Consider the following 26,136-nt stretch of genomic DNA (forward strand, 5'->3'; position numbering starts at 1 on the left):
GTCTAGGGGCAGACCGGCCCAGTGACCATTACAGCGGGCTCGGCGACGGCGACCGGCGGGAGCGGCGGCCGGCGGGAGCGGTGGTCGGCGGCCCGCAGCACCAGGACCCTTCGGGCGCGGCCGTCCCCGTGCGGCACCCGGCGGACCTCGCTGGCTATCCGGCGCTCGCCCAGCGCGTACCGCAGCCGGTCGAGGTGTCCGCAGCGGCGGCCGCGGCCGTCGTTCAGCGGCTGGACCCGCACCTCCCCGTCCGCGGCCGTCACCCGGACCAGCTCGGCCAGGGCGGCCAACTGGTGTTCCGGGCCGAACAGTTCGGGGTAGGCGAAGAGCAGGTAGCCGCTCAGGGTGAGGGCGAAGGCGCCGTCCGCGAAGGGCAGTCGGGGCAGCGCGGCGGCCACGTAACGCTGCGGGTGGGCGGCGGCGTCCTCCGTGAACAGCCGGCGGGCGCGGTCCCAGCTGCGCAGGTAGCGCTCCGGGCGGTTCGGGCGGGACGGGCGCGGCGAGGGGTACAGCTCGGGGCGGGCGGCCATCGCGACGGCCATCGCCGCCCGGGCGGCCAGCGCCCGGGCGGCGACCTCGGGCAGCGGCAGCGCGTACGCCGGGTCGGCGGCGATCACCCGGCAGCCCAGCTCGCGGGCCTCGGCGGCCAGGCCCGCCGCGCCGCCCGGGCAGTCCAGCAGCGGGCCGGGCAGGGCGGCGAGCCGGGCGCGGGTGAGGCCGAACAGTGCGCAGTACTCGTCCAGCGGGCGGGAGGTGACCAGGACGTCCGGCTCCGGGGCGGGGTCCTGGGCCGGGGCGGTGATCACCTGGTCATCCGAACACGGGGCCGCCCCGCCCGCATTCGAAGCGCGTCCGGATGCGGGCGGGGCGGGGTACGACGGGCGGGCGGTACCGGGGCTCAGCGGCCGAGCAGCCCCTGGGCGGCGGCCCGGTTGACGCTGGTCAGGCCGCGGACCAGCCGCGCGGTGAGGAAGATCAGCAGCACTCCGATCGCCGAGAACGCGGCGATCTGCCAGGTGCCCTCGACGTAGTAGGCGTGCCGGACGTGGTGGCTGTCGGTGTAGTCGAACAGCTGGTAGCCGTGCCACGAGGTGTAGTGCGGGAAGACCCAGTGGTAGAGCGGGTAGAGCGCCATCGCCCAGCCGAGCACCAGGAACGTCAGGGTCATCGAGAAGCTGAACACCGCCCAGGGGAACATCACCAGCTGGTACAGCGCGGCCTTCCAGCCCGGCCCGTCGGCCAGCCGCGCGGTGATCGCGCCCCAGTTGCCCGGGCGCACCTGGCGCACCGGCGCCGGGCCGGGCACGTCCAGGGCGAGCATCCCGCGCACCCGGGCCCGCTCCGCCCGGCCCAGGCCGCGGGCGGCGCTGGTCAGACCGGCCAGCACCGGCAGGCCGAGGACGGTGACGAAGGTGCCCAGGCCGAGGGAGAACAGGGTGACCGAGACGGTGAAGCCGACGATCGCCACCGGCAGGCCGGTGAGCGCGTAGCCGACCTCGCGGTAGTACTGCCCGGAGAACGGCGCCCGCCAGAAGCCCGGCGGCTGCTCGGTGCGGCGGGCCCGGGCCGGGCGGGTGCCGTCGCCGTGACCGTCCGGGCCGTCCCACTCCTGACCCAGCGTGCTGTTGCTCATCTCCCGGCCCCCGGCCCCTCGTTCTCGCGGTCTCCCGTACTGACGGACTTCAGTCTGGCCGGAACGCGGCCGGGAGGACATCCGGGGGACCGGCGGATCAGGGGTGGGGTTAACCCCCCTGCGGCGGGGCGAGCGGGCCGGTCCACTCGTCGGAAAGCAGCGAGTACTGGTACGAGTCGGACCAGACGCCGCCCTTGTACAGGTCGTGCCGGACCCGCCCCTCCAGCTGGAAGCCGAGCTTGGTGAGCACCTTGACCGAGGCCGTGTTGTCCACGTCGACCCGGGCGACCAGCCGGTGCAAACCGAGCGGGCCGAAGGAGAGTTCGCAGAGCAGCCCGGCGATCTCGCCCGCGTAGCCGCGGCCCCACACCGCGCGGCTCAGCACGTAACCGAGGTAGGCGGAGCGGTACTTGCCGAGGGTGAGGCTGGCGTGCGCGATCGGCAGCGCGTCCTCCGGGTCCTCGGCGTCCTCGCGCCGGACGACGGCGAGCCGGTAGGTGTCCCGCTCCTCGGCCATCGCCTCCTCCAGGTAGAGCTCGATCTGGTCAGCGCAGGTCTCACGGTCACGCGGTTCGAAGGGGAGGTAGCGGGTCACCTCCAGGTCGCTGTACAGCGCGTGCAACGCGTCCAGTTCCGCCGGGGTGTGGTGGTACTCGCGGATGGCGAGCCTGGGGCCGGTGAGGCGTACGGGGACCATGGCTGCCGACCCTATCCCCGTCCGACGGCTACCGTTCGGAATATGAACGACGAAGACCTGCGGCTCGCCCCGCGCACCAGGGCCGCCGACCTGCTCGCCTGGGCGGCAGCCGGGCAGGACCGCGCGCCGGTGGCCGAGGCGCCGCTGCACGCGGTGCTGGCTCTGCTGGAGCTGGGCGAGGGCAGGATGCACGACGGCTGGCCCGAACTGACCTCCGACGCGGTGGAGCACCTGCTGTACGAACGGCTCCACCTCTACGTCCAACCCGCGCCGGAGGAGGACCCGCTCGCGTACGGCGACGCCGTACGGCTGCTGGTCGACCACCAGCGGGCGGCGAAGCGGCTCAACGCCAAGCGCCAGGAGCGGCTGCACGCCGAGGCCGAGTGGCAGGGCGAGGTCGCGGCCGGGCTGCTGCGCCGCGCCGACCTGGTGACCTGGCCCCGGCTGTACGCGGTGCTGCTGCACGCGCACGGGGTGGACGTGACGGACCTCGCGGCCGTCCGGGACTGGCTGACCGGCTTCGCCGGCCTCGGCGAGGAGGAGCGGCTGGCCGGGTACGAGGCGCTGGTGCCGACCGGCTGGCTGGACGAGCCGGACGAGCCGGGCTGGGGGCCGGGCCGGGTGCTGTCCGTCGGCATGGCCACCGACGGCGCGCGGCGGCTGCTGGAGCAGGGCCTGATGCGGCGCAGCTACCGCAACCTGGCCGAGCTGACCGCGCTGGGGCGGCCGATGCCGGACGAACTGGCCGGGGGCTTCGAGGAGTTCGAGGCGGCGGCGGCCGAGGTGGCGCTCGACCTGCTCGGCGAGTGGACGGTGCCCGGGCTGCCGCGGCTGCTGGTGGAGGAGTTCCCGGAGCTCGCGCCGGAGCCGGGCGCGGAGGAGATCGACGCGTACCTGGCGCAGCTGCCGCCGGAGTGAGGTGGCGGGGGGGGGGAGCAGCCCCGGGCGTGCCCCGGGGCTGCTCCCCCCGACGTTGTGACGGGTTCCCGGGGCCGTTACGGGTTGAGGCCGTGCTGCTGGAGCCAGGTCTCCGGGTCGACCGGGGCGCCGCCGCCGGGGCGGACCTCCAGGTGCAGGTGCGGGCCGGTGACGTTGCCGGTCGCGCCGACCTTGCCGATCTGCTGGCCGGAGGTGACCTTGCCGGAGCCCGTGATGATCGAGGACAGGTGGCAGTACCAGATCTCGGTGCCGTCGGGCAGGGTCTCGACGATCCGGTAGCCGTACGCGCCGGACCAGCCGGCCGAGGTGATGGTGCCCTGGCCGACCGCGTAGACCGGGGTGCCGGTGTCGGCGGCGAAGTCCAGGCCGGTGTGCAGGTGGGCCCAGTAGCGGGCGCTCTGGCCGTAGTGGGCGGAGAGGTTGTAGTCCTTCACCGGCAGGGTGAGGGCGGCGGCCTTGGCCCGCTCGGCCTCCTCGGCGGCGCGCTTGGCCTCGGCCTCCTTGGCGGCGGCCTTGGCCCCGGCCTCCTGGGCGGCCTGCACGCGGGCGCTCTCCTCGGCGGCGGTGCGCTGGCTGTCGGCCTGCTGCTGGATGCGGGCGGCGAGCGCGAGGCCGGGATCGGCGGCCAGGGCGACCGGGGTCTCGTCCGGGGCCTCGACGGCGGGCGCGGCGGCCGGGGTCGCGGAGGCGAAGCCGGTGGCGCCCAGGGTGGCGGCGACGGCGGTGACGCCGAGCAGCGGGGAGGCCCCTCGGGTCTGACGCGGCATCCGGTGGCGGTTGGCCTCGGCCTCCGGGACGAACGGGTCGGCGGGGCCGGAGTCGCGGGGCTCGGAGCCGTTCGGGCCGGGGTGGTCGAGGAGCTGGGTACCGGCTGCGGGGCCGGCCGGGTGTGCCGGGGTGTGCGTCGACGCCACGGAGGCGCGCTCCTTTCCTTCCTTCGCGCCTACCGGGTTAGCTGACGGGTTCGGAGCAGGAAGGTCTCCTACGGCCGGGCCGGAGCCCCGCCGATTCACCCCAAGGAACATGGTTCCCCGGCTCCCTGGCCTGCCCGGAGGCCGGCCGGCGGGATTAGGCGACGGCGCACGGTGCCGTCTGGGTACGGCGTTGACGACCGCGCTGCGTTATCAAACGTTAATCCTAGGAGGCCCTGATTCCAAGCCATCCGTCCGCGACGGCTGGGGAACAGGTGATCGGACGTCAACGAACGACCCCTCAGCCACCCGGTTCATCTGAGTACTCCTACTCATGTGCACCCCGGCCGGCCCACCGCATCCTGGCGCCATGAGCGCACCGATGCAGTCACGCACCACGGCCGCGTACTACGCCCAGGCCGTCCTCTCCTTCGCCATCTCCGGCACGGCCCTCGCCGCCGGGATCGCCTACCTGCCCGTCGGCGGCTGGACCCGGGCCTTCCTCGGGATCGGCCTCCTCTACACCGTCACCTCCTCGTTCACGCTGGCCAAGGTGATCCGGGACCGCCAGGAGTCCTCGGACACCGTCGCCCGGGTCGACCAGGCCCGGCTGGAGAAGCTGCTCAGCGAGCACGACCCGTTCAGGGTCGAAGGGACCTGAACGGGGCCCTTCGCGTGAGCCGCGACCCCTTGACGGCTAAGGCTATTAGCCGTAGCTTTATGGCTATCGGCAGCAGCGAGCGAGCCCGTGGAGGCCCACCATGAACGGCACCATCACCCCGAGCACCCAGTACCTCGACGTCCCCGGCGGCCGCCTCGCGTACGACGACACCCGGCAGGGCGAAGGCACCCCCGTCGTCCTGCTCCCCGGGATGCTCGACTCCCGCCGCGCCTACCGGCACCTCCACCCGCTGCTCACCGCGGCCGGGCGCCGGGTCATCACCATGGACCTGCGCGGCTTCGGCGAGTCCTCGATCGTCTGGGACGACTACAGCCCCTCCGCCGTCGCCACCGACGTCCTCGCCCTGCTCGACCACCTCGGCATCGAGCGGGCCGTCCTGGTCGGGCAGTCCTACACCGGCGCGACGGTCGTCAAGCTCGCCGGGGACGCACCCCAGCGGGTCGCCGGGATCGCGCTCATCGACGCCTTCGTCGAGCACCGGGCCAACGCGCTCATGAAGGGCGTCATGGTCGTCATGGGCGCCGCGATGGTCCAGTGGCCCGCGGTCTGGGGCTACTACCTCCGCAAGATGGCCTTCCCCGGCCCCCGGCCCGCCGACCTCGACGGCTACGTGGACGGGCTGGTCGCCGCCCTGCGCACCCCCGGCCGCAGGACCGCCACCCGCGGCCACGTCACCGGCGACTCCGCGCCGATCGGCTGGAGCGCGGCCGTCCGCTGCCCCGCCCTCGTGCTGATGGGCAGCAAGGACCCCGACTTCCCCAAGCCCGAGGCCGTCGCCGACCTCCAGGCCGAGAAGCTCGGCGCGCGGAAGGTCATGATCGAGGGATCCGGGCACTACCCGATGGCCGACAACCCCCGGGCCGTCGCCGACGCCCTGCTGCCCTTCCTCGCCGAACTCGCCTGAACCCGTACTCGCCTGAACCCGTCCTCCCCCCACGCTTCACGGAGAACCAGAAGCCATGCCCCGCGTAGGACTGACCCCCGACCAGGTCGTCGACCACGCCCTCGCCCTCATCGACGACCAGGGCACCGAAGCCCTCACCCTCGCCTCCGTCGCCGCCCGCGCCGGAGTCGCCACCCCCTCGCTGTACAAGCACGTCAGCGGCGGTCTCGCCGAACTCCGGCGGCTCATCGCCGTCCGGGTCACCGAGGAACTCGCCGACCGGCTCGCGGAGGCCGCGGTCGGGCGCAGCGGGGACGACGCCGTCACCGCCGTCCTGCGCGCCTACCAGGCCTACGCCACCGAACACCCGCACCGCTACACCGCCCTCCCCCAGGCCCCCCAACCCGACGACGACCTCACCCACGCGGCCACCCGCCTCGTCGGCGTCATCGTCGCCGTCCTCCGCGGCTACGGCCTCGACGGCCCCGAGGTGATCCACGCCGCCCGCACCGTCCGCTCCCTCGCCCACGGCTTCGCCGCCCTCTCCATCACCGGCGCCTTCCAACTCGCCGAAGACCTCACCACCACCCACAACCGCCTCATCGCCACCCTCACCACGGGCCTCCACTCGTGGCCGAAGGCGGAGGAGGAGTAGGAAGTCGGCCCGGCAGCCGCCGCAGCGACAGAGGCGAGGAGTCAGCCGAAACGGCCCCGCGCGAATGGCCCACACCAGCGAACGAACGCACGAGAAGTCGGCCTCGTCGACTTTCGGCGCTCCATCTGTATCGCAAACCCGCTCCCGTGCGGATGGGCGCGCAGCGGCGAACGAGTGCGCGAGAAGTCGGCCCCGTCGACTTCTCGCGCAGGCGCCGGGCCGCTGTGGCGTGCGGGTCGGGTGTGGGCGGAGGGAGGGGTGCGGCCGTTGGGGGTGGAAATAGGGTATGAAGATTTAGTGCCCATCCCCCAGGACGAGAGCCGGACGAGCGCCCGCAGCCCGATGCGCTGCGTGCGCTTATTGCTGGGTTGCACCAGTGCCGCCGAGTTGCTCGGCACCGTGCTCGCGGAGGGGCCGGGCTGGATCACCGGGGAGGGCTCGGCGCTCTACCTGCTGGACTCCGCGGGGATGCTGCGGCTGACCGCCTCGCACGGGCTGCCGGACTGGGCGCACGAGCGGTACGGGCTGGTCGATCCGGCCGGGGAGCTGCCGGCCGCGATGGCACTGCGGCTGCGGCGCCCCTACCTGCTGAGTCCGGAGCACACCAGCATCGACTACCCGAACCGGAACGCCGGCATGGGGACCGGGATGATCTCGGTGGCGACCCTGCCACTGGTGGTGGACGAGCGGGCGATCGGGGTGCTGGCGCTCGCGCTGGCGCACCGGGGCACGGTGCCGCCGCGGGACCTGGACGTGCTGGAGACGATCGCCGGGGCCTGCGCCCACCGGCTGCACCACCTGCTCGATCACCTGCTGGACCACGCGGACGCCCGGCCGGCGCGGCAGGCGGGCCCGGATCCGGCGCTGGCGCACCCGCTGCTGTCGCTCGCGGTGCGGGCCGCCGGGCACGGCGCCTTCGAGCGTGACCTGGTCACCGGGGAGAGCTACTGGGACGCCGCCGCGTTCGCGGTCGCCGGCCGGCCGGTGGCCGCTGACGGGGCCGCGCCGGAGCTGGAGCGGATCGTCCACCCCGAGGACCTGCCGGACGTGCAGGCCGCCCTGGCGGAGGCCCTGGCGAGCGGCGGGCGCTACCGGATCGGCTACCGGGTGCTGCGCCGGGGCGGGAAGGTGGCGCGGGTCGAGGAGTCCGGGGAGGTGATGCTGGACGTGCACGGACGTCCGGTGCGGATCGCCGGGCTGCTCGCCGACGTGGACCACCGCGGGGACCGGGACGCCGGGCCGCAGCACGACCCGGCCGGGGCCCGGACGGCGCTGCTGCTGTCGCTCACCCGGGCGCTGTCCCGCGCGGTGACGGTGCGGGAGGTCACCGCCGCCGTCACCGATGTCGCCCGACCGGCCTTCGGCGCCGCCGGCATCGTGCTGGACCTGGTGGACGAGGGCCGGCTGCTGCCGGTCTCGCACACCGTGTACGGCGGCCCGCGCCGCGCCGAGCTGACCCGGCTGGCGGACCTGTCCGAGGGGATGATGCAGCACTCGCTGGCCCGCTCGGCCCTGCTGTTCAGCGAGCCCGGCGGAAGGCCGAGGAGCGCGGACGCCCCGGCCGCCTGGGCGGTGCTGCCGCTGGTCGCCTCGGGTCGGCAGGTCGGCTCCTGCCTGATCACCTTCGCCGCCGAGCGCGCCTTCAGCCGCGAGGACCGCACCCTGTACTCGGCGTTCGCCGGCATCCTCGCGCAGTCCCTGGAGCGGGCCCGGCTGTACGACACCCACCACCACCGGGCCGGTGAGCTGCAGCGCGCGATGCTGCCGCGCACCCTGCCCCGGCTGCCCGGGATCGCCACCGCGGCCCGCTACCTGCCGAGCACCGAGGGCATGCAGATCGGCGGCGACTGGTACGACCTGCTGAAGCTGCCGGACGGCCGGATCGGGCTGGTGATCGGCGACGTGCAGGGCCACAACGCCGAGGCGACCGCGGTGATGGGCCAGCTGCGCAGCGGGCTGCGGGCGTACGCGACGGACGGGCACGACCCGGCCGCCACGCTGGCCCGGACCAGCCGGCTGCTGGCCGAGCTGGACACCGAGCTGTTCGCGACCTGCCTCTACCTGACCCTGGACCCGGCGGACGGCAGTCTGACCGCGGCCCGGGCCGGGCACCCGGCGCCGGTGCGGATCGCCGCCGACGCCACGGCCGTCGAGCTGGAGCTGCCGGGCGGCCCGCCGCTGGGGGTGGACCCGGGGCAGCCGTACCCGCTGGCCACCGGTCGGCTGGCGGGCGGCGAGACGCTGCTGGCGTACACCGACGGGCTGGTCGAGGACCGCGAGGAGGACTACGACGAGTCGGTGCAGCGGATGCTGGGCGGGCTGGAGCTGTGGGCCCGGCAGACCGGTCCGGGGCGGATCGGCCCGGCGCCGGCGCTGGAGCGGCTGGCCGATCTGCTCACCCTGAACGTGACCGAGCGCCGGTCCCGGCCGGACGACGTGGCGCTGCTGCTCCTGCACCGGATGCCGCCCCTTCCGTAACCCGGGGCGGAATTGTTCACCTGCACCGAATGTCGTCCGTTCAACAACATCGTGCACACCAGTCCCCCACATCCCGGGACGCGAATCAGCCATCACCCGTCACATCGACGGGGTTCGGAAGACCCTGGACGAACGACCGGGCGGCTCGTCAGGGCACCGGGATCGCGTCCGAACAACACCGGGATGACGGCGTATTGACTCGATATTGACGAGATCCAGTCAGATGGCGAGATCCGTTCACACCTTCGTAGGATCATCGCCCTAGAATTCGCCGCGTGACGATGACTCAGTGGTGCGCAACGGCTACCGGCGTGCTCGCCGTCCTCGCCCTCGTGGCCGCCTCGCGGTACCGCGCCGTGTCCGTCACCCAGCGCGGCCGGGCCGACCGGCTGGAGGGCGAACTCGCCCGGCTCCAGGAGCAGCTGACCTCCGAGCTGTCCCGCCGGGGCGCCGACCTGGCCGCGGTCCAGCAGGAGCAGGAGCTCACCGCCTCCACCCAGCGGGCCTTCCTCAGCGTGGCCCGCCGGATCCTCGTCATGGCCCACGACCAGCAGGCACTGCTCGACGAGATGGAGCGCACCCACGACGACCCGGCGCTGCTGGAGGGCCTGCTCAAGGCCGACCACGCCGCCGCCCAACAGGCCCGGCTGGCCCAGACCCTGGCCGTGCTGTGCGGCGCCCGGGCCGGACGGCACTGGCCCGAGCCGGTCTCGCTGGAGGACGTGGTGCGCGGCGCCCAGTCGCGCATCCTGCCGTTCCAGCGGGTGGTCGTCCGCAGCCGGATCGAGACCGCGGTGGTCGGCGCCGCCGCCGAGGCGCTGATCCACGCCATCGCCGAGCTGCTGGACAACGCCACCCGCTACTCCCCGCCCAGCACCCAGGTGTTCGTCACCCTGACGCCGGTGCACAACGGCGCCGTCATCGAGATCGACGACGGCGGCGTCGGCATGCCCGAACAGGCCGTCGCCAAGGCCGCCGCCGCGCTCGCCGGGGGCAGCAGCCTGGAGGTCTCCCGGCTCGGCGAGGTGCCGCAGTTGGGGCTGGCCGCGGTCGGCCGGCTGGCCGAGAGCTACGGCTTCCGGGTCACCCTCAGCTCGGCGCCCTCGCCGTACGGCGGCGTGCGCGTCGTCGTGCTGCTGCCGAACGCCCTGCTCACCGAGCCGCTGCCGCCGACCGTCCCGGGACTAGGGCTCGGGTTCAGCGGGGACGACCCGGCCTTCCGCCCCGACCCGGCGTTCACCTCCACCCCGCAGCCGACCGCCGGCGCCGCTCACCCGCTGGTGGAGCCCCCGCCCGCCGGCCGCCCGCCCGCGACCGGCGACGTCCCGCCCCCGCTGCCCCGCCGGAGGCACCGGCGCGACCACGGGAACCGCCCCGCCCAGCACGCCGCTCCCCCGCCGCCGCCCGAGCCGCCGTACCGCTCGGCCCGGGACGCGCAGGCGTTCATGACGATGTTCCAGGCCGGGACCGCCAACGGCCGGTCGGCCGCCCGCGCCCAGGGCCGGCCCCCCGGCCCGCACTGACCGTTCCCGTCCCGCTTCCCCGAGTTCCCCCGGCTTCCCCCGACTTCCCCAGCGCTCCGGAGAGTTCCATGACCACCACCCCCGATCTCGGCTGGCTGCTCGCCGACATCATCGCCGTCCCGCAGGTCCAGCACGCCGTCGTCGTCTCCAACGACGGCCTGGAGATCGGCCGCAGCGCCGACATCGCCCGCGAGGACGCCGAGCGGCTCGCCGCCGCCTGCTCCGGGCTGCAGTCGCTGGCCCGCGGCGTCGCGGCCGGCTTCGGCGGCCCGGGCAGCGCCACCCGCCAGATCATCATCGAGTACGGCGGCGGCTACCTGTTCATCGTCGCCGCCGGGGCCGGCGCCCACTTGGCCGTGGTGACCAGCGAGGCGGTCGACGCCGGGCTGGTCGCGTACCAGATGCAGGTCCTGGTCGAGCGGATCGGCACCCACCTGACCAGCCCGCCGCGCGTCGACCACGCGGCGGGGGGCCACCGGTGAACGGGCCGGTCCGGCCCTACGTGATCACCGGCGGCCGCAGCCGCCCCACCCGCACCGACCTGGCGATCGAGAGCCTGGTCAGCGCGTTATCCGAGCCCCCGGCACTGCCCGAGCACGTCCTGCTCAACCGGGAGCACCGGCGCATCCTCGGGCTCTGCCACAGCCTGCTGTCCGTCGCCGAGGTGGCGGCCCACCTGGGGCTGCCGCTCGGCGTCGTCAAGGTGCTGGTCGGCGACCTCTGGGACCTCGGCGCCGTGCAGGTGCTCCCGCCCGTCCCGCAGGCCGAACGCCTGCCCACAACCCTCCTGGAAGAGGTGCTCGTTGGCCTCCGCCAACTCCGCTGAAGCCCCCGCCTCCCGGCCGGCCGGGCCGCAGTACCTGCCGTCCTCGGTGCAGGGCGCGGTGAAGATCCTGGTCACCGGCCCGTTCGGGGTCGGCAAGACCACGCTGGTCGGCTCGCTCAGCGAGATCACCCCGCTGCGCACCGAGGAGACCATGACCGCCGCCAGCAGCGGCGTGGACGACCTCACCGGGCGCGGCGACAAGACCACCACCACGGTCGCCCTGGACTTCGGCCGGATCACGCTCAACTCCCGGCTCGCGCTGTACCTGTTCGGCACGCCCGGGCAGCAGCGGTTCTGGCCGCTGTGGGACGACCTGTCGCGCGGCGCGCTCGGCGCCATCGCGATGGTCGACCTGCGCCGGCCGGACGAGAGCTTCGACGTGCTCGGCCGGCTGGAGGAGCAGCGCATCCCCTTCGCGGTGGCGGTCAACACCTTCCCGGACACGCCGAGTTACCCGGAGGAGGAGCTGCGCTCGGCGCTGGACCTGCTGCCGGAGGTGCCGATCCTCTACTGCGACGCCCGGGACCGGCGGCAGTCCTACGACCTGCTGATCGACTTCGTCGACCACCTGCACCGCAGCTCGCTCCTGGAGCTGCGGCGATGACCGCTCCCGAGCCCCCGCGGGCGCCCGGCGGCTGCCCGGTCGCGCACGGTGCCGCCTACGGCGGGGCCCCGCACAGCGGCGGGCTCCCCATGGGCGTCCCGCTGACCCCTCTGTACGGGCAGGCCGTCGCCGACGACCCGCACGGCCTGTACGCCCGGCTGCGCGAGCGCTACGGACCGGTCGCGCCGATCGAGCTGGAGCCCGGGGTGGAGGCCTGGCTGGTCCTCGGCTACGGCGAACTGCTCGAACTCACCCGCAACGAGGCGCTGTTCTCCAAGGACTCGCGGCACTGGCGGGTCCCCGCCGAGGGCCGGCTGGCCCCCGACTCGCGGCTGCAGCCGATGACCGCCTGGCGGCCCACCCTGCTCAACCTGGACGGCGCCGAGCACCAGCGGCTGCGCGCCGCCGTCTCGGACACCCTGGCCCAGATCGACCACCGGCAGCTGCGCGAGACCACCGAGGCCGCCGCCAACGGACTGATCGACAGCTGGGGCCCGGACGGCACCGCCGACCTGATCGGCCAGTACGCCCGCGCGCTGCCGCTGCTGGTCTCCACCCAGCTGGTCGGCCTGCCCACCGGCAGCGGGCCGCGGATGATCGAGCTGATCAGCCACTTCGTCGACAGCGGACCCGAATCGGTGCGCGCCGCCGGTGAGTTCCAGGCGACCCTGGCCGAGCTGGTCCGGCACCGCCGGACCGCCCCCGGCGCCGACCTCACCTCCTGGCTGCTCGCCCACCCGGCCGCGCTGACCGACGAGGAGGCGGCGCACCACCTGGTGGTGCTGATGATCGCGGGCAACGAGACCTGCATCAACTGGATCGGCAACACCCTGCGGCTGCTGCTCACCGACCGGCGCTTCCGGGCCACCCTGACCGGCGGGCGGCTCACCGTCTCCGACGCGCTGGAGGAGGTGCTCTGGCGCGACCCGCCGACGCAGAACTTCCCCGGCCGCTGGGCCACCGGGGACACCGTGCTCGGCGGCCAGTACATCAGCGCCGGGGACATGCTGGTGCTCGGCCTGGCCGCGGCCAACGCCGACCCGGCCGCCCAGGGCGCCGCCTCGGCCGCGCAGGGCTCGCTCGGCGGCAACCGGGCCCACCTGGCCTGGGGGGCGGGCCGGCACGTCTGCCCGGCCCAGCACCCGGCCCGGATCATCGTCGAGACCGCGATCGAGACCCTGCTGCATCGCCTGCCGGACCTCCAACTGGCAGTACCGTCCGGCGAGTTGTCCTGGCGGCCGTCCCCCTGGTCGCGGGCCCTGGTCGCCCTGCCGGTGCTGTACAGCGCCTTCACCCCGCCCCGCCCGCCAGCCCCCGAAAGGCCCGCATGGACACCACCGACGACGCCCGCGGCTCCCGACCCGAGCCCGTCCGGCTCGACCCCTTCGGACGCGACCAGCACGGAGAGAACGCCCGGCTCCGGGCAGCCGGCCCGGCCGTCCTGGTGGAACTCCCTGGTGGGGTGGTGGTCTGGGCGGTAACCCACCACGACACCCTGCAGTCGCTGCTGGCCGACCCCCGGGTGGGCAAGAACCCCGCGCTGTGGACCACCTTCCGGGAGGGCCGGCTGCCGTACGGCTGGCCGCTGCTCAACTTCATCGCCGTGCCCGGCATGATCACCGCGGACGGCGAGGACCACAAGCGGCTGCGCGGGCTGGTCAGCCAGGCCTTCACGCCGCGCCGAATAGCCGCGCTGGCCCCCGCGATCGAGGCCCGGACGGTCACCCTGCTGGACGCGGTGGCGAAGCTGGAGGGCCCGTTCGACCTGCGCGAGCACTTCGCGTACCCGCTGCCGATGCAGGTGATCGGCGAACTGCTCGGCCTCGCCGCGGAGCAGCAGGACCGGCTGCACGCGCTGTCCGACACCCTGGTCTCCAGCTCCGCCACCCCGGAGGCGGCCCTCGCCGCCCAGCGGGACCTCAACGCCCTGCTGGCCTCGGTGGTGGCGGCCAAGCGGGCCGAGCCCGGCGACGACCTGACCACCGATCTGATCGCCGCCCGCGAGGCCGGGGGCGGGCTCAGCGAGGCCGAACTCGTCGGCACCCTGCTGCTGATGCTGGTCGCCGGGCACGAGACCACCCTCAACCTGATCACCAACGCGGTACGGGCCCTGCTCGCCCACCCCGACCAGCTGCGGCTGGTGCTGGACGGCACGCAGCCGTGGTCGGCGGTGGTGGAGGAGACGCTGCGCCACGACTCACCGGTCGGCCAGTTCCCGCTGCGCTACGCGATCGAGGACATCGAGGTCGGCGACACGGTGATCCGGCGCGGTGAGGCGCTGCTCGCCTCGTACGCGGCGGCCGGACGCGACGGCGGGCACTACCCGGACGCCGACCGCTTCGACCTCACCCGGCAGCCCGCCCGGCACCTGTCGCTCGGCCACGGCCCGCACTTCTGCCTCGGCTCGGGGCTGGCCCGGCTGGAGGCGGAGACGGCGCTGCGGCACCTGTTCGGACGGTTCCCGGGGCTGGCCCTGGCGGAGGGCGCACGGCCGGAGCCGATCGGCTCGTTCGTGAGCAACAGCGTGCGGACCCTGCGGGTGACGGTCTGAGCCGTGGGGTTACCTGAGGGCGGCCCGGTCGTTCGGCAGGGCATGAAGAAACTCGCCACCCTGGCCGCCCTCACCATGGCGGGCCTCGCCCTCGCCGCCCCGGCGGCCTCCGCCGCCAGCCAGATCGCCAGCTCGCCGGACGCCACCGGCGGCCTGACCGACGGACTCGAAGTCTCCCCCGCCGACCTCGCGCTGAAGACCGCGAGCAAGCTCCCGGTGGTCGGCCACACCGCCGACGAGGTGGAGGCGATCGGCACCAACCAGATGTCCCACCCGGGGCTCAGCGGGCAGATCAACCCCTGATCGGGCGCCGGGCGGGCGGCTGACCGACCCCCGTCCGGTCAGCCGTCCGTCACAGCCGGTGCCGCTCAGCCCGCGAAGAGGCCGTTGAGCTCCGGATAGGTCAGTCCGCCGTCCAGGGAGGTGTACGTGCCGCTCGCGTACACCTCCTCGGCCGCGCGGCGAACCGCCGCGTAGGCCACCTTGGCCAGGCCCGGGCCCAGGCTGATCCTGGCCACCCCGAGCTCGGCCAGCTCGGCGACCGACGGGAAGCCGGGGGCGGCCAGCACGTTCAGCGGGGCCGGGACGGCCTCGACCAGGGCGGCGATGGTCTCCGGGTCGGCGACGCCGGGGACGAACACGCCGTCCGCGCCCGCCTCGACGTACGCCCGCAGCCGGCGGACCGCCTCGTCGAGCCGGCCCTCGGGCTCGCCCAGGCCGCGCAGGAAGACGTCGGTGCGGCCGTTGACGAACAGCGGGACGCCCGCCGCGTCGGCCGCCGCCCGGGCGGCCGCGATCCGCTCGGCGGCCTCCTGCGGGGCGTACTCCGCGTCCTCCAGGTTCACCCCGACCGCGCCGGTGGCGAGCAGCGCGGTGATTGTCTCGCCGACCCCGGCCGGGGTGTCCGCGTAGCCGCTCTCCAGGTCCGCGGTGACCGGCAGGTCGACCGAGCGGACCACCTCGGCGGTGCGGGCCAGCACCTGCTCGCGGTCGGCGCCGCCGCCGTCCGGGCTGCCGAGCGACCAGGACACGCTGGCACTGGCCGTCGCCACCGCCCGCGCCCCGGCGCCGGCCACCAGCCGGGCGCTCGCCGCGTCCCACACGTTGGCCAGCACCACGGGCTCGCCCGGGCGGTGCAGCTCCTTGAGCAGCCGGGCCTTCTCCCGCTGGGTGGTCATCGCGGCCCCGCTCACTTCGCGGCCGGGCTCATGCGGGTGGACACGGCGATCCGGTTCCACGCGTTGATGGTGGCGATCAGCGCGATCAGCTGGGCCAGCTCGGCCGGCTCGAACCGGGCGGCGGCCTCGTCGTACACGGCGTCCGGCACGTGGCCCTGGGTCAGCAGGGTGACCGACTCGGTGAGGGCCAGGGCGGCGCGCTCGCGGGCGGTGAACCAGGGGGACTCGCGCCAGGCCGGGAGGGAGACCAGGCGGTGGTCCTGCTCGCCGTTCTTGCGCGCGTCGGTGGCGTGCATGTCGATGCAGAAGGCGCAGCCGTTGATCATCGAGGCGTGCACCTTGACCAGCTCGGCGAGAACCGGGTCCAGGCCCTGCCGGGAGGCCCGGTCCACGGCGATCATGGCCTGGTAGAAGTCGGGCGCGAGCCCCGGCATCCGCAGGCGCTGCTCGGGGGCGGGCACGGTCTCGTTCGGGGCGTCGGTGTTCGTCGTCACGGTGGCCAGCCTAGGAGCCCGCTGGCCCGCGGCTCTGGTGCATTCGGCACCGAGCTCCTTGGGCCACTTCCGGTGCACGAACAGGCGTGCGAGGATCGCTGGCAGAGATCTTCGGCAGGACGGCGTCAGGGGGAACGGGACCGTGTGCACGGCCTTCGTCAGCATCGAACCGGAGGCGGCGGTACCGGTGCTGCTGCTGTCCGTCCGGGACGAGTACCTCGGGCGCGCCTGGCTGCCGCCGGACCACCACTGGCCGCAGCGGCCCGAGCTGGTCGGCGGACTGGACCTCGCGGCCGGCGGCACCTGGCTGGCCGTCGACCCGGCCCGGCGCACCGCCGCCTGCCTGCTGAACGGCTTCGGCCCGCTCGCCCCCGCCGGCACCCGGCTCAGCCGCGGCGAACTGCCGCTCACCGCCGTCCGCGAGGGCGGGATCGGGCACCTCGACCTGACCCCGTACGACCCCTTCCACCTCGTCCAGGTCCGCCCCGACGGCGCCCGCGTCACCAGCTGGGGCGGCGGGCTGCGAACCGAGCACGAACTGCCCACCGGGCTCAGCGTGGTGCTCAACGACGGCCTGGAGGGGCTGGCCGCCAACCGCACCGCCTCCGAGCGGATCCGGGCGCTGATGGCGGCCCGCGCCGACCACTTCCGGGCCCGCCTCGCCGCCGCGCCCCGCCCGGAACCGGGCGCCGAGGGGGCGACGGAGCGGGCCTGGGGCGGCTGGCTGCCGATCGTCACCGGCGACGGGCTGGCGCTGGACGAGGACGCCGCGCTGATCCAGCGCCGGGACTTCGGCGACGGGCGGATCTGGGGGTCCTCCTCGATCTCCCTGCTGGCGCTCGGGCCGGAGCTGCTGCGCTACGACTTCGCGACCGCGCCGGTGCCGGCCGACGGGTCGGGGTGGCGGCGGGTGGCGGTCTGAGCCGGGAGCGCCCGGACCGGACTTCGCACCGGGCCGTACCGTCCGCCACCGTGCCGTCGCCTGGGCTGCCGGGCGTCGTGACCGGGCTGCTGGCCCGTCAGCTCGGGGCCGGTGACACCCGGACATACGCTCGATGAACTTCTGGCGGCGGGGCTGCCGGGCGTCTACATGCCGGTAGTAGCTTCGCGGAGGCCCCCGGAATCGGCGGGCCGCAGACCTCCGAGCGAAGGTGCGCGATGTCCACCCTGACCTACCCGGAAGCGATAGGCGTCGGCCTGCTGCAGGGTGTGACGGAACTCTTCCCGGTCTCCAGCCTGGGCCACAGCATCCTGCTCCCGGCCGTGATCGGCGGGAAGATCCAGCGGGACCTCGACATGACCGCCGACGGCTCCTCCTACCTCGCCGCCCTGGTCGCCCTGCACCTGGCCACCGCGCTCGCCCTGGTGGTGTTCTTCTGGCGGGACTGGGTCCGGGTGGTCAGCGGCCTGTTCGGCTCGATCCGGCACCGCCGGGTGCAGACCCGGGACGAGAAGCTCGCCTGGCTGCTCATCATCTCCACCATCCCGGTCGGCGTGGCCGGCCTCGTCCTGGAGAAGGCGTTGCGGCACGCGCTCGGCAAGCCCCTCCCGGCCGCCGTGTTCCTCGCCCTCAACGGGCTGGTGCTGCTCGGCGCCGAACGGCTCAAGCGCGGCGGCTCCGGCCGCCGCCGGGCCGGGCACGCCGCCCCCGTCGACGAGCCGGGCCTCGACCCGGCGGTCGCCTCCGACATCCGGCTGACCAGGCTCGGCTACGGCCAGGGCGCCTGGATCGGCGCCGCCCAGATCCTCGCGCTGTTCCCCGGCATCAGCCGCTCCGGCGTCACCATGAGCGCCGGCATCCTGCGCGGACTGCACCACGAGGACGCGGCCCGGTTCTCCTTCCTGCTCGCCACCCCGGTCATCCTGGCCGCCTCGGTGCTGAAGGTGCCCGAGCTGTTCAAGCCGGAGAACTCCGCCGTCCTCGGCCCGGTCGCGGCCGGCAGCGTCGCGGCCTTCGTGGCCGGCTACGTCTCGGTGCGCTTCCTCACCAAGTACTTCGAGACCCGCAGCCTGACGCCGTTCGCGGTGTACTGCTTCCTGGCCGGCGTCGGCAGCGCGGTGTACCTGTCGCTCTGAGCGAGACCGCCCGACGGGCCGTCCGGCGGGCTGCCGGACGGCCCGTCGGCGTTCACGGCTACGCGGTGAGGCCGAGGGCGGCCAGCCGGGTCGGGTCGGTGAGGATGTCCAGACCGGTGATCCGGCCGTCGTGGATGGTGAACGACATGACCGACAGCGCGCGGCCGTCGGCGAAGGACACCACCCCGGGCGAGCCGTTGACCAGCACCAGGCGCGCCTCGGCGGCGAAGCGGGCGAAGGTGACCGCCTGCGCGGCGACGTCCGCCGCACCCCTGCGCAGCACGCTCGGCACCAGCGTGCCGCCGTCGGAGCGGGCCAGCACCTCCGGGTCGAGCACGGCCAGCAGGGCGTCGAAGTCGCCGCCCCGGGAGGCGGTCAGGAAGGCCTCCACGACCGCGCGCTTGCGGTTGTCGTCCGAGTCGGCGGCCGGGGTGGCGCCCTGCACCCGGCGGCGGGCCCGGGAGGCCAGCTGACGGGTCGAGGCCGGGGTGCGGCCGAGCACCTCGGCGATCCCGTCGAACGGCACGTCGAACATGTCGTGCAGCACGAAGGCCACCCGCTCCGCCGGGGAGAGCGTCTCCAGGACGACCATCAGCGCGATCCCCACCGAGTCGGCGACCAGGATCCCGTGCACCGGGTCCAGCGTCGGCAGCCCGCTCACCACCGGGTCCGGCAGCCGCACCTGCCCCTCCTGCTCGGGCAGCGGGTCCTCCCGGCGGGAGGCCCGGGAGCGCAGCTGGTCCAGGCAGACCCGGCCGACCACGGTGGTCAGCCAGGCCCCGAGGTTGCGCACCTCGCGCGCGTCACTGCGGCTGAGCTTCAGCCACGCCTCCTGGACGGCGTCCTCGGCCTCGGCCACCGAACCGAGCATCCGGTAGGCCACGGACCGCAGTTGGGGGCGCTCCGCCTCGAACTGCGCGGCCAGGAGATCCACCTGGGAAATTTCCTCGCTCATCGGTCACATCCTCGCGTCGGGATCCGTCGGGTCAGTGACGGACGCTAACCGACCAGGAGGATCGTGGTGATCACCGCTTGAACGGCGAAGCGTTCCGGGATCAACACCACCATCGAGGAGCCCGCCGGCGCCGCGTGGTGAGCCGACGCGGCACGGGACAATGGGGCCGTGAACGGCTCCTGGACCTCCTTCGGCGGCGACCTGCACCTGGACCTCACCGAGCGGCGCGCCGCCGGCACCGGGCTGCGGGCCGCCCTGGAGGACGCCCTGCGGGAGGCCGTCCAGGACGGGCGGCTGGCACCCGGCACCCGGCTGCCCTCCTCCCGGGCGCTCGGCGACGACCTCGGCATCGCCCGCAACACGGTGGTCGAGGCGTACGGCCAGCTCACCGCCGAGGGCTGGCTCAACTCCCGGCAGGGCTCCGGCACCACCGTCGCCCGGCGGGCCGCGCCCTCACCCGCCGTACGGCCCGCCCGGCCGCGGGCGCGGCGGCCGGCCGCCCGGCACAACCTGATGTCCGGGCGGCCCGACCTCTCGCTCTTCCCCCGCACCGCCTGGCTCGCCGCCGCCCGCCGCGCCCTCGCCACCGCGCCGCACGAGGCGCTCGGCTACGGCAGCCCGCTCGGCCGGATCGAACTGCGGGAGGCCCTCACCCACTACCTGGCCCGGGTCCGCGGCGTGCGCACCGACCCGGACCACCTGCTCATCTGCAGCGGCGTCCAGCAGGGTCTCGGACTGCTCTGCGCGGCCCTGCGGGAGCGCGGCGCCCGGTCGCTGGCCGTCGAGGCGTACGGGCTGCCGCCGCAGCACGCCGCGGTGCGGGCCGCCGGGCTGTCCACCGTCGCGCTGCCGCTGGACTGCGAGGGCGCGCTGGTCGACCGGCTCGACGCCCGCAGCGGGGCCGTCCTGCTCACCCCCGCCCACCAGTACCCCACCGGCGCCCCGCTGTCCGCCGACCGGCGGGCGGCCGCGGTGCGGTGGGCGCGCGAACAGGACCGGTACGTGGTCGAGGACGACTACGACGGCGAGTTCCGCTACGACCGGCAGCCGCTCGGCGCCATGCAGGCGCTCGACCCGGAGCGGGTGGTGTACGCCGGTACAGCCGCCAAGAGCCTCGCCCCCGGCCTGCGGCTGGCCTGGCTGGCGCTGCCGGACGCCCTGGTCGAACCGGTCGCCCGGCTGAAGGTGCTGGCCGACACGATGTCCCCGGTGCTGGACCAGCTGACGCTGGCCGAGCTGATCACCTCGGGGACGTACGACCGGCACGTGCGGCGCTGCCGGCTGCACTACCGGCGCCGCCGCGACCGGCTGGTCGCGGCCCTCGCCGAACACGCCCCGCAGGTCCGGGTCACCGGCATCGCGGCCGGTCTCCACGCCGTGCTCCAACTCCCGCCCGGCTCGACGCCGGAGGCCGAACTCGTGGCCCGCGCCCAGGCCGCCGGCCTCGCCCTCAGCGGCCTCGGCTGGCACCGCGCCGACCCGGAGGCGGAGGAGGCGGAGGAGGCCGGGCCCGCCCTGGTGATCGGCTACGCGACCCCGCCGGAGCACGCCTTCCCGGCGGCCCTGGAGGCCCTGTGCGGGGTGCTCCGCGCGGGGTGAGGGCCCCGGGGACGCCGGACGTCCGCCTCCGGCGGGGTCGGAGGCAGGGTCGGAGGCGGAGGCGGACGAGCCCGGAGTGGGTCGACTACCGGTTGCGGTTGCCCAGTTCGAACAGCAGCATGATGAAGCCGGCGAAGACGTGGATGCCCGCGGTGTAGATGACCAGGCGGAGGTAGACCCGCTTGTTGGCCCACTTGCCGGCGTCCATGGTCTTCGGGCCGGTGGCGGTGTCGGCGGCGCCGACCGGTACGGCGGCGGCGGCGGTGGTGGTGACGGTGGCGGTGGTGGTGGGATCGGCCATGGGGATCTCCTCCGAGGGTCTGACGGCAGGTCAGTGGGTCGCGGCGGGGCCGCCGCCGAGGCAGAGTTCGCCGCCGGGGCTCTGCAACAGGGTGTGGATGAAGAGCAGTTCGACGCCGGAGTCGGACTCGGCGGCGATGCAGTGCGGGGTGAGCGAGTCGTAGTGGGCGGAGTCACCGGGGGCGAGGTGGTGGACGCGGTCGCCGAGGGTCACCCGCAGCTCGCCGCGCAGCACGTACAGCCACTCCTCGCCGGGGTGGACCCGGACCACCGCGTCCTGGACGCCCGGCGGCACGTGCACCCGCAGGGCCTGCATGGCGCGACCGGGGGCGCCGGCCCGGCGGTAGCCCCAGCCGCCGGCCCGGCCGGGCTCGATGGCGCCGCCGCGGACCACCGGGTCCGGCTCGACCATGGCCTCGCCGAGCAAGCCCGAGACCGAGGTGCCGTAGGCGCGGGCGAGGCCGAGCAGCACGGGCAGCGAGGGCTGACGACGGCCGGTCTCCAGTCGGGACAAGTAGGCTGGGGAGAGACCGACCCGACCCGCCGCGACCTCCAGGGTGAGCCGGCTGCTGAGCCGGTGCTCGCGGAGGCGGGCGGCGAGGCCGGCGACCTCCTGGTCGTCGAGCTGGTCGCCGGCGTCGGGGGTGCCGGTGGAGCTGGTGGTCATGTGACCAGTGGACACCCGGCATGCCGCCCGGGCAAGAAATTTGCCTCAGAGGCAAACCCTCATGAAGTACTCCCAGCGCCCGAAGTGACCGAAGTCGCCCAAGTGTTCACGGCGCCCGCAGTGCTCACAGTGCTCACGGCCGGGGGATGTTGCGCAGGTTGCTGCGCGCCAGGTCGACCATCCGCCCGACGCCGCCCGACAGCACCGTCCTCCCGGCCGCCAGCGCGAAGCCCTTCAGCTGGGCGGCGGTGATCCGCGGCGGGATGGACAGCGCGTTGGGGTCGGTGACCACGTCCACCAGGGCCGGACCGGGCCGCTCCAGCGCCTCCGCCAGCACCTCCCGGACCCGGGCCGGTTCGGCCACCCGCTTGGCCGGGATCCCCATCGCCCGGGCGATGCCGGCGTAGTCCACGTCCCCGTTGTCGATCTCGAACTCCGGGTAGCCGGAAACCAGCATCTCCAGCTTGATCATGCCGAGCGCGCCGTTGTTGAAGACCACCGTCTTCACTGGCAGCCGGTGCTTGGCCACCGTGAGCAGCTCGCCGAGCAGCATGCCGATCCCGCCGTCGCCCGCCATCGCGATCACCTGCCGCCCCGGGCAGGCGAGTTGGGCGCCGATCGCGTGCGGGAGGGCGTTCGCCATCGAGCCGTGCAGGAAGGAGCCGATCACCCGGCGGCGGCCGTTCGGCTGGAGGTAGCGGGCGGCCCAGACGTTGTTCATGCCGGTGTCCACGGTGAACACCGCGTCCTCGGCGGCCACCTCGTCCAGCACCGAGGCGACGTACTCGGGGTGGATCGGCAGGTGCTTCTCGATGTCCCGGGTGTAGGCGCCGATCACGTCCTCCAGGGACCGGCAGTGCTTGCGCAGCATGCCGTCCAGGAAGGAACGGTCCTGCTTGGCGTCCAGCAGCGGCAGGACGGCCCGCAGGGTGGCCGCGACGTCGCCGTGCACGGCCAGCTCCAGCGCGGTGCGGCGGCCCAGCCTGGTCGCGTCGTGGTCGACCTGGACGGTGTGCACCTGCGGCAGGAAGGAGTCGTACGGGAAGTCGGTGCCCAGCAGCAGCACCAGGTCCGCGGAGTGCAGGGCCTCGTGGCAGGCGCCGTAGCCGAGCAGGCCGCTCATCCCGACGTCGTACGGGTTGTCGTACTGGATCCACTCCTTGCCGCGCAGCGAGTGCCCGATCGGCGCGTTCAGCGCCTGCGCGACCGCCATCACCTCGGTGTGCGCGCCCCGCACCCCGGCGCCGCAGAACAGGGCGACCCGGCGGGCCGCGTTGAGCAGCCGGGCCAGCTCCTGCACCTGGGACCAGGGCGGTGCGGCGACCGCCTGCTCGGTGAGGAAGTGGCTGGTGCCGGTCGGCCCGGCGGCGGGCAGGGCGGCGACGTCCCCGGGGAAGGCCAGCACCGAGACGCCGTGCGAGCCCAGCGCGTGCTGGACGGCGACCCGCAGCAGCCGGGGCAGCTGGGCGGGGGTGGAGAGCATCTCGCACCAGTTGCTGCAGTCGGTGAACACCCGCTCGGGGTGGGTCTCCTGGAAGAAGCCGGTGCCGATCTGCCCGGACGGGATGTGCGAGGCCAGCGCGAGCACCGGCAGGCCGCTGCGCTGGGCGTCGTACAGGCCCTGGACGAGGTGGGTGTTGCCGGGGCCGCAGGAGCCGGCGCAGACGGCGAGGCGGCCGCTGAGCTCGGCCTCGGCGGCGGCCGCGAAGGCCCCGGCCTCCTCGTTGCGGACGTGCACCCAGCTGATGCCCTCCGCCCGGCGGATCGCGTCGACCACGGGGTTGAGGCTGTCGCCGACGACGCCGTAGACCCGCTCCACCCCGGCCTGCCGGAGCACCTCCACCATCTGTTCGGCCACGGTCGCCACGGGGGACTTCCCTTCGATCGCCACAGGACACCTGAACCCTCCGACGGGGCGGGAGGGCGGTGCACCCGGGGCGGGCCGAACGGGTGGGACGCGGGGCCCGGACGGCCCCGCGCCCGGAGTGGGTGGGCTACTCCGCCGCCAGGTGGTCCTGCTGGCCGAGCTTGCCCGCGACCAGGCCCGCCTGGGCCTGACGCCGGGCGGGTTCGCGGCCCGGGGGCTGGGCGCAGCGCTCCTGGGCGGGCGGGACGGTGGTGGGCAGGGTGACCGGGGAGCCGGCCTTGACCTGGACCGTCTCCCCGTCGTGCCGCAGGTGGATCACCTCGCCGCGGCGCAGCGTGTAGGTGGTGCCCGCGTGGGTGATCCGCACGCCGAGGAGTTGCTCGCGCACCAGCAGGGAGAAGCTCAGCTTCATCAGCCCGGAGGGCAGCCGGGGCCGGAAGTCGAGCACCTCGCCGTGGTCGCGCAGTCCGCCGAAGCCGGCCACCAGGGCGATGCAGGCGCCCGCGAGCGAGGCCATGTGAAGGCCGTCGCGGGTGTTGCCGCCGAGGTCGTGGAGGTCCATCAACGCCGCCTCCGCCGTGTAGTCGTAGGCGAGGTCGAGCTGGCCGACCTCGGCGGCGATGACGGCCTGGGTGCAGGCGGACAGCGAGGAGTCCCGGACGGTGAGCCGCTCGTAGTAGGCGAAGTTGCGGGCCTTCTGCTCGTCGGTGAAGGCGTCGCCGCGGACCTGCATGGCGAGCACCAGGTCGGCCTGCTTGACCACCTGTTTGCGGTACAGGTCGAAGTACGGGTAGTGCAGCAGCAGCGGGTACTTCTCCGGCGGGGTGTCCTCGAAGTCCCAGACCTGGTGGTGGGTGAAGCCGTCGGCCTGGGGGTGGACGCCGAGGTCCTCGTCGTACGGGACGTACATCGCGGCGGCGGCGTCGCGCCAGGCGGCGGTCTCCTCGGTGTCGACGCCGAGTTCGCCGGCCTCGCGCGGGTGGCGGACGGCGGCCTCGGCGGCGGCGCGCAGGTTCGTCTGCGCCATCAGGTTGGTGAAGACGTTGTTGTCGGCGACGGCGCTGTACTCGTCGGGGCCGGTGACGCCCTCGATCCGGAACTTCCCGGCGCTGTCGTGGTGGCCGAGCGAGCGCCACATCCGGGCGGTCTCCACCAGGAGTTCGAGGCCGTACTCGCGCTCGAACTCCTGGTCCCCGGTGGCCCGGACGTAGCGGGCGACCGCGGTGGCGATGTCGGCGCCGATGTGGAAGGCGGCGGTGCCGGCCGGCCAGTAGCCGGAGCACTCCTCGCCGCGGATCGTCCGCCAGGGGAACACCGCGCCGGACAGGCCGAGTTGGGCGGCCCGTTCGCGGGCCAGCGGGAGGGTGGTGTGTCGCCAGCGCAGGGCCTGGTTGACGGCGCCCGGCAGGCAGTAGGTGAGCACCGGCAGCACGAAGGTCTCGGTGTCCCAGAAGCTGTGGCCGTCGTAGCCGGGGCCGGTCAACCCCTTGGCGGGGATGGCGCGTTCCTCGCTGCGGGCGCCGGCCTGCAGGACGTGGAAGACGGCGAACCGGACGGCCTGCTGGAGTTCGACGTCGCCCTCGATCTCGATGTCGCTGGTCTCCCAGAACTCCCTGAGGAAGTCGGCCTGTTCGGCGACCAGGCCGTCCCAGCCGGTGTACCGGGCGGCGTTCAGCGCGGCCTCGACCTGGTCCCGGACGGCGGGCAGCGAGCGGGTGCCGGACCAGCCGTAGGACATGAACTTGACCAGCCGGAGCTTCTGTTCGGGCTCCAGCACGGTGGTGACGCTGATCCGGCAGTGGTCGGACTCGGCCTCGGCGACGGTGTCGAGCCGCTCCGGGCCCTCGATGACGTGGTCCATCCCGGCGGCGACCCGGATGCCGCTGAACCGGGTGCGGTGCACCAGGACGGCCTTGGTGCCGCTGGCGTGGTGCGCCTCGGGCTGCAGCGGAGCCTCCAGGACGGCGGCGGCGCGCGGATCGCCCTCGGGGCCACCGGGCAGCTGCTCGTTGGCGACCAGCTCGGACTGGAGCACGATCCGCACCGGCCCGTCCACCGCCTCGATGCTGTACTCCACGGCGGCGATGGCGCGCTGGGTGAGCGAGACGAGCCGGGAGGAGCGCACCCGGATGGTCCGGCCGGCCGGGGAGGTCCACTCGCACTCGCGGTGCAGCAGGCCCTCACGGAAGTCCAACCAGCGGGTGTGGCTGACGAGTTCGCCGTATCGCAGGTCGAAGGGCTCGTCGTCCACCAGCAGCCGGATGATCTTGCCGTTGGTGATGTTGATGACGCTCTGGCTGGACTCCGGGTAGCCGTAGCCGCCCTCGCCGTACGGCAGCGGGCGCAGCTCGAAGACGCCGTTGAGGTAGGTGCCGGGCAGGCCGTGCGGCTCACCCTCGTCCAGGTTGGCGCGCAGGCCGATGTGCCCGTTGGAGAGCGCGAAGACGGACTCGGCGCGGGCCATCGAGGTCGCGTCCACGCCGTGTTCGGTGATCTGCCAGGGGTCGACGGTGAAGTTGTCGGCAGGACTCATGCGCCCACCTCGCTGCGCTCGGCAGGGGCATTCGCCCACACGCGCCTTTCGATGATTCGCTCGCTTCGCTCGCTCATGCGCCCAC

At 74.3% G+C, this 26,136-nt stretch carries 26 protein-coding genes and 1 riboswitch; of the genes, 15 read left to right on the forward strand and 11 right to left on the reverse strand.

The genetic code is table 11. The annotated features are described in order from the left end of the window. Positions 1–2: 2 nt before the first annotated feature. The 3 genes from ACIG5E_RS33380 to ACIG5E_RS33390 form a co-directional block, all read right to left on the reverse strand. Entirely contained in the window at positions 3–806 is an 804-nt protein-coding gene (locus ACIG5E_RS33380; RefSeq protein WP_396539933.1) for a hypothetical protein, read from the reverse strand. 92 nt (positions 807–898) lie between these two features. Further along, complete coding sequence (locus tag ACIG5E_RS33385) at positions 899–1,633, reverse strand: sensor domain-containing protein (RefSeq protein WP_396539935.1); 735 nt, start codon at positions 1,631–1,633, stop codon at positions 899–901. A 109-nt stretch (positions 1,634–1,742) separates the two neighbouring features. Next, on the reverse strand, positions 1,743–2,330 hold the full coding sequence (locus ACIG5E_RS33390; RefSeq protein WP_396539937.1) for a GNAT family N-acetyltransferase: 588 nt from the start codon (positions 2,328–2,330) through the stop codon (positions 1,743–1,745). A 42-nt stretch (positions 2,331–2,372) separates the two neighbouring features. Between ACIG5E_RS33390 and ACIG5E_RS33395 the strand changes: the two genes are divergently transcribed. After that, entirely contained in the window at positions 2,373–3,248 is an 876-nt protein-coding gene (locus tag ACIG5E_RS33395; protein ID WP_396539939.1) for a hypothetical protein, read from the forward strand. Between the two features lie 77 nt (positions 3,249–3,325). On the opposite strand, the gene ACIG5E_RS33400 is transcribed toward ACIG5E_RS33395, so the two are convergent. Continuing rightward, entirely contained in the window at positions 3,326–4,183 is an 858-nt protein-coding gene (locus ACIG5E_RS33400; protein ID WP_396539941.1) for a M23 family metallopeptidase, read from the reverse strand. A gap of 12 nt (positions 4,184–4,195) precedes the next feature. Continuing rightward, a riboswitch (cyclic di-AMP (ydaO/yuaA leader) is annotated at positions 4,196–4,354 on the reverse strand. 196 nt (positions 4,355–4,550) lie between these two features. Between ACIG5E_RS33400 and ACIG5E_RS33405 the strand changes: the two genes are divergently transcribed. The 11 genes from ACIG5E_RS33405 to ACIG5E_RS33455 all read left to right on the forward strand — a co-directional run bounded on the left by ACIG5E_RS33405 (position 4,551) and on the right by ACIG5E_RS33455 (position 14,685). Further along, the gene (locus ACIG5E_RS33405) at positions 4,551–4,841 is read left to right on the forward strand and encodes a YiaA/YiaB family inner membrane protein (RefSeq protein WP_396539943.1); all 291 of its coding nucleotides are present in this window, start codon (positions 4,551–4,553) and stop codon (positions 4,839–4,841) included. 100 nt (positions 4,842–4,941) lie between these two features. Beyond that, positions 4,942–5,766, forward strand: coding sequence for an alpha/beta fold hydrolase (locus ACIG5E_RS33410; protein ID WP_396539945.1), 825 nt, complete (start codon positions 4,942–4,944; stop codon positions 5,764–5,766). Between the two features lie 55 nt (positions 5,767–5,821). Continuing rightward, positions 5,822–6,400 (forward strand): TetR/AcrR family transcriptional regulator, encoded by a 579-nt coding sequence (locus tag ACIG5E_RS33415; protein ID WP_396539947.1) that lies wholly within the window; start codon positions 5,822–5,824, stop codon positions 6,398–6,400. Between the two features lie 297 nt (positions 6,401–6,697). Beyond that, positions 6,698–8,878, forward strand: coding sequence for a SpoIIE family protein phosphatase (locus tag ACIG5E_RS33420; protein WP_396539949.1), 2,181 nt, complete (start codon positions 6,698–6,700; stop codon positions 8,876–8,878). A gap of 281 nt (positions 8,879–9,159) precedes the next feature. Next, positions 9,160–10,401: a sensor histidine kinase gene (locus ACIG5E_RS33425; RefSeq protein ID WP_396539988.1), complete on the forward strand. Its 1,242-nt coding sequence runs from the start codon at positions 9,160–9,162 to the stop codon at positions 10,399–10,401. Positions 10,402–10,469: 68 nt separating this feature from the next. Further along, positions 10,470–10,883, forward strand: a complete 414-nt coding sequence (locus ACIG5E_RS33430; RefSeq protein ID WP_030289775.1) for a roadblock/LC7 domain-containing protein — start codon at positions 10,470–10,472, stop codon at positions 10,881–10,883. After that, positions 10,880–11,227: a DUF742 domain-containing protein gene (locus ACIG5E_RS33435; RefSeq protein ID WP_380416133.1), complete on the forward strand. Its 348-nt coding sequence runs from the start codon at positions 10,880–10,882 to the stop codon at positions 11,225–11,227. The genes ACIG5E_RS33430 and ACIG5E_RS33435 overlap by 4 nt, the downstream gene beginning before the upstream one ends. Continuing rightward, entirely contained in the window at positions 11,205–11,831 is a 627-nt protein-coding gene (locus tag ACIG5E_RS33440; protein WP_396539951.1) for a GTP-binding protein, read from the forward strand. The genes ACIG5E_RS33435 and ACIG5E_RS33440 overlap by 23 nt, the downstream gene beginning before the upstream one ends. Beyond that, a complete protein-coding gene (locus ACIG5E_RS33445; protein ID WP_396539953.1) occupies positions 11,828–13,312 on the forward strand; it encodes a cytochrome P450 in 1,485 nt (494 codons plus the stop codon). Before ACIG5E_RS33440 ends, ACIG5E_RS33445 begins: the two co-directional genes overlap by 4 nt. Further along, positions 13,297–14,382, forward strand: a complete 1,086-nt coding sequence (locus tag ACIG5E_RS33450) for a cytochrome P450 (RefSeq protein WP_396539955.1) — start codon at positions 13,297–13,299, stop codon at positions 14,380–14,382. Before ACIG5E_RS33445 ends, ACIG5E_RS33450 begins: the two co-directional genes overlap by 16 nt. Before the next feature lie 3 nt (positions 14,383–14,385). Continuing rightward, entirely contained in the window at positions 14,386–14,685 is a 300-nt protein-coding gene (locus ACIG5E_RS33455) for a hypothetical protein (RefSeq protein WP_396539957.1), read from the forward strand. A gap of 65 nt (positions 14,686–14,750) precedes the next feature. Here the strand turns inward: ACIG5E_RS33455 and ACIG5E_RS33460 are convergent, their stop codons facing one another. Both ACIG5E_RS33460 and ACIG5E_RS33465 read right to left on the reverse strand, forming a co-directional pair. Next, positions 14,751–15,560 (reverse strand): isocitrate lyase/phosphoenolpyruvate mutase family protein, encoded by an 810-nt coding sequence (locus tag ACIG5E_RS33460; protein ID WP_396539959.1) that lies wholly within the window; start codon positions 15,558–15,560, stop codon positions 14,751–14,753. Positions 15,561–15,571: 11 nt separating this feature from the next. Beyond that, entirely contained in the window at positions 15,572–16,063 is a 492-nt protein-coding gene (locus ACIG5E_RS33465) for a carboxymuconolactone decarboxylase family protein (RefSeq protein ID WP_396539990.1), read from the reverse strand. A gap of 133 nt (positions 16,064–16,196) precedes the next feature. Here ACIG5E_RS33465 and ACIG5E_RS33470 point away from each other — a divergent pair, with 133 nt between their 5' ends. Next, positions 16,197–16,976, forward strand: coding sequence for an NRDE family protein (locus ACIG5E_RS33470; protein ID WP_396539961.1), 780 nt, complete (start codon positions 16,197–16,199; stop codon positions 16,974–16,976). A gap of 236 nt (positions 16,977–17,212) precedes the next feature. Continuing rightward, positions 17,213–18,130 (forward strand): undecaprenyl-diphosphate phosphatase, encoded by a 918-nt coding sequence (locus ACIG5E_RS33475; RefSeq protein ID WP_396539963.1) that lies wholly within the window; start codon positions 17,213–17,215, stop codon positions 18,128–18,130. Between the two features lie 58 nt (positions 18,131–18,188). Here the strand turns inward: ACIG5E_RS33475 and sigJ are convergent, their stop codons facing one another. Next, positions 18,189–19,085, reverse strand: coding sequence for an RNA polymerase sigma factor SigJ (gene sigJ / locus ACIG5E_RS33480; RefSeq protein ID WP_396539965.1), 897 nt, complete (start codon positions 19,083–19,085; stop codon positions 18,189–18,191). A 168-nt stretch (positions 19,086–19,253) separates the two neighbouring features. Here sigJ and ACIG5E_RS33485 point away from each other — a divergent pair, with 168 nt between their 5' ends. Then, the gene (locus tag ACIG5E_RS33485; protein ID WP_396539967.1) at positions 19,254–20,684 is read left to right on the forward strand and encodes a PLP-dependent aminotransferase family protein; all 1,431 of its coding nucleotides are present in this window, start codon (positions 19,254–19,256) and stop codon (positions 20,682–20,684) included. An 85-nt stretch (positions 20,685–20,769) separates the two neighbouring features. Here the strand turns inward: ACIG5E_RS33485 and ACIG5E_RS33490 are convergent, their stop codons facing one another. The 4 genes from ACIG5E_RS33490 to ACIG5E_RS33505 all read right to left on the reverse strand — a co-directional run bounded on the left by ACIG5E_RS33490 (position 20,770) and on the right by ACIG5E_RS33505 (position 26,051). Further along, positions 20,770–20,985, reverse strand: coding sequence for a DUF6126 family protein (locus ACIG5E_RS33490; RefSeq protein WP_396539969.1), 216 nt, complete (start codon positions 20,983–20,985; stop codon positions 20,770–20,772). 30 nt (positions 20,986–21,015) lie between these two features. Beyond that, a complete protein-coding gene (locus tag ACIG5E_RS33495; protein WP_396539972.1) occupies positions 21,016–21,651 on the reverse strand; it encodes a helix-turn-helix domain-containing protein in 636 nt (211 codons plus the stop codon). Between the two features lie 133 nt (positions 21,652–21,784). After that, positions 21,785–23,497: a pyruvate dehydrogenase gene (locus tag ACIG5E_RS33500; RefSeq protein ID WP_396539992.1), complete on the reverse strand. Its 1,713-nt coding sequence runs from the start codon at positions 23,495–23,497 to the stop codon at positions 21,785–21,787. A gap of 148 nt (positions 23,498–23,645) precedes the next feature. After that, positions 23,646–26,051 (reverse strand): glycoside hydrolase family 65 protein, encoded by a 2,406-nt coding sequence (locus ACIG5E_RS33505; protein ID WP_396539974.1) that lies wholly within the window; start codon positions 26,049–26,051, stop codon positions 23,646–23,648. Between the last annotated feature and the right edge of the window lie 85 nt (positions 26,052–26,136).

The sequence above is a fragment of the Kitasatospora sp. NPDC053057 genome (assembly GCF_044546945.1).
Taxonomy (GTDB): domain Bacteria; phylum Actinomycetota; class Actinomycetes; order Streptomycetales; family Streptomycetaceae; genus Kitasatospora.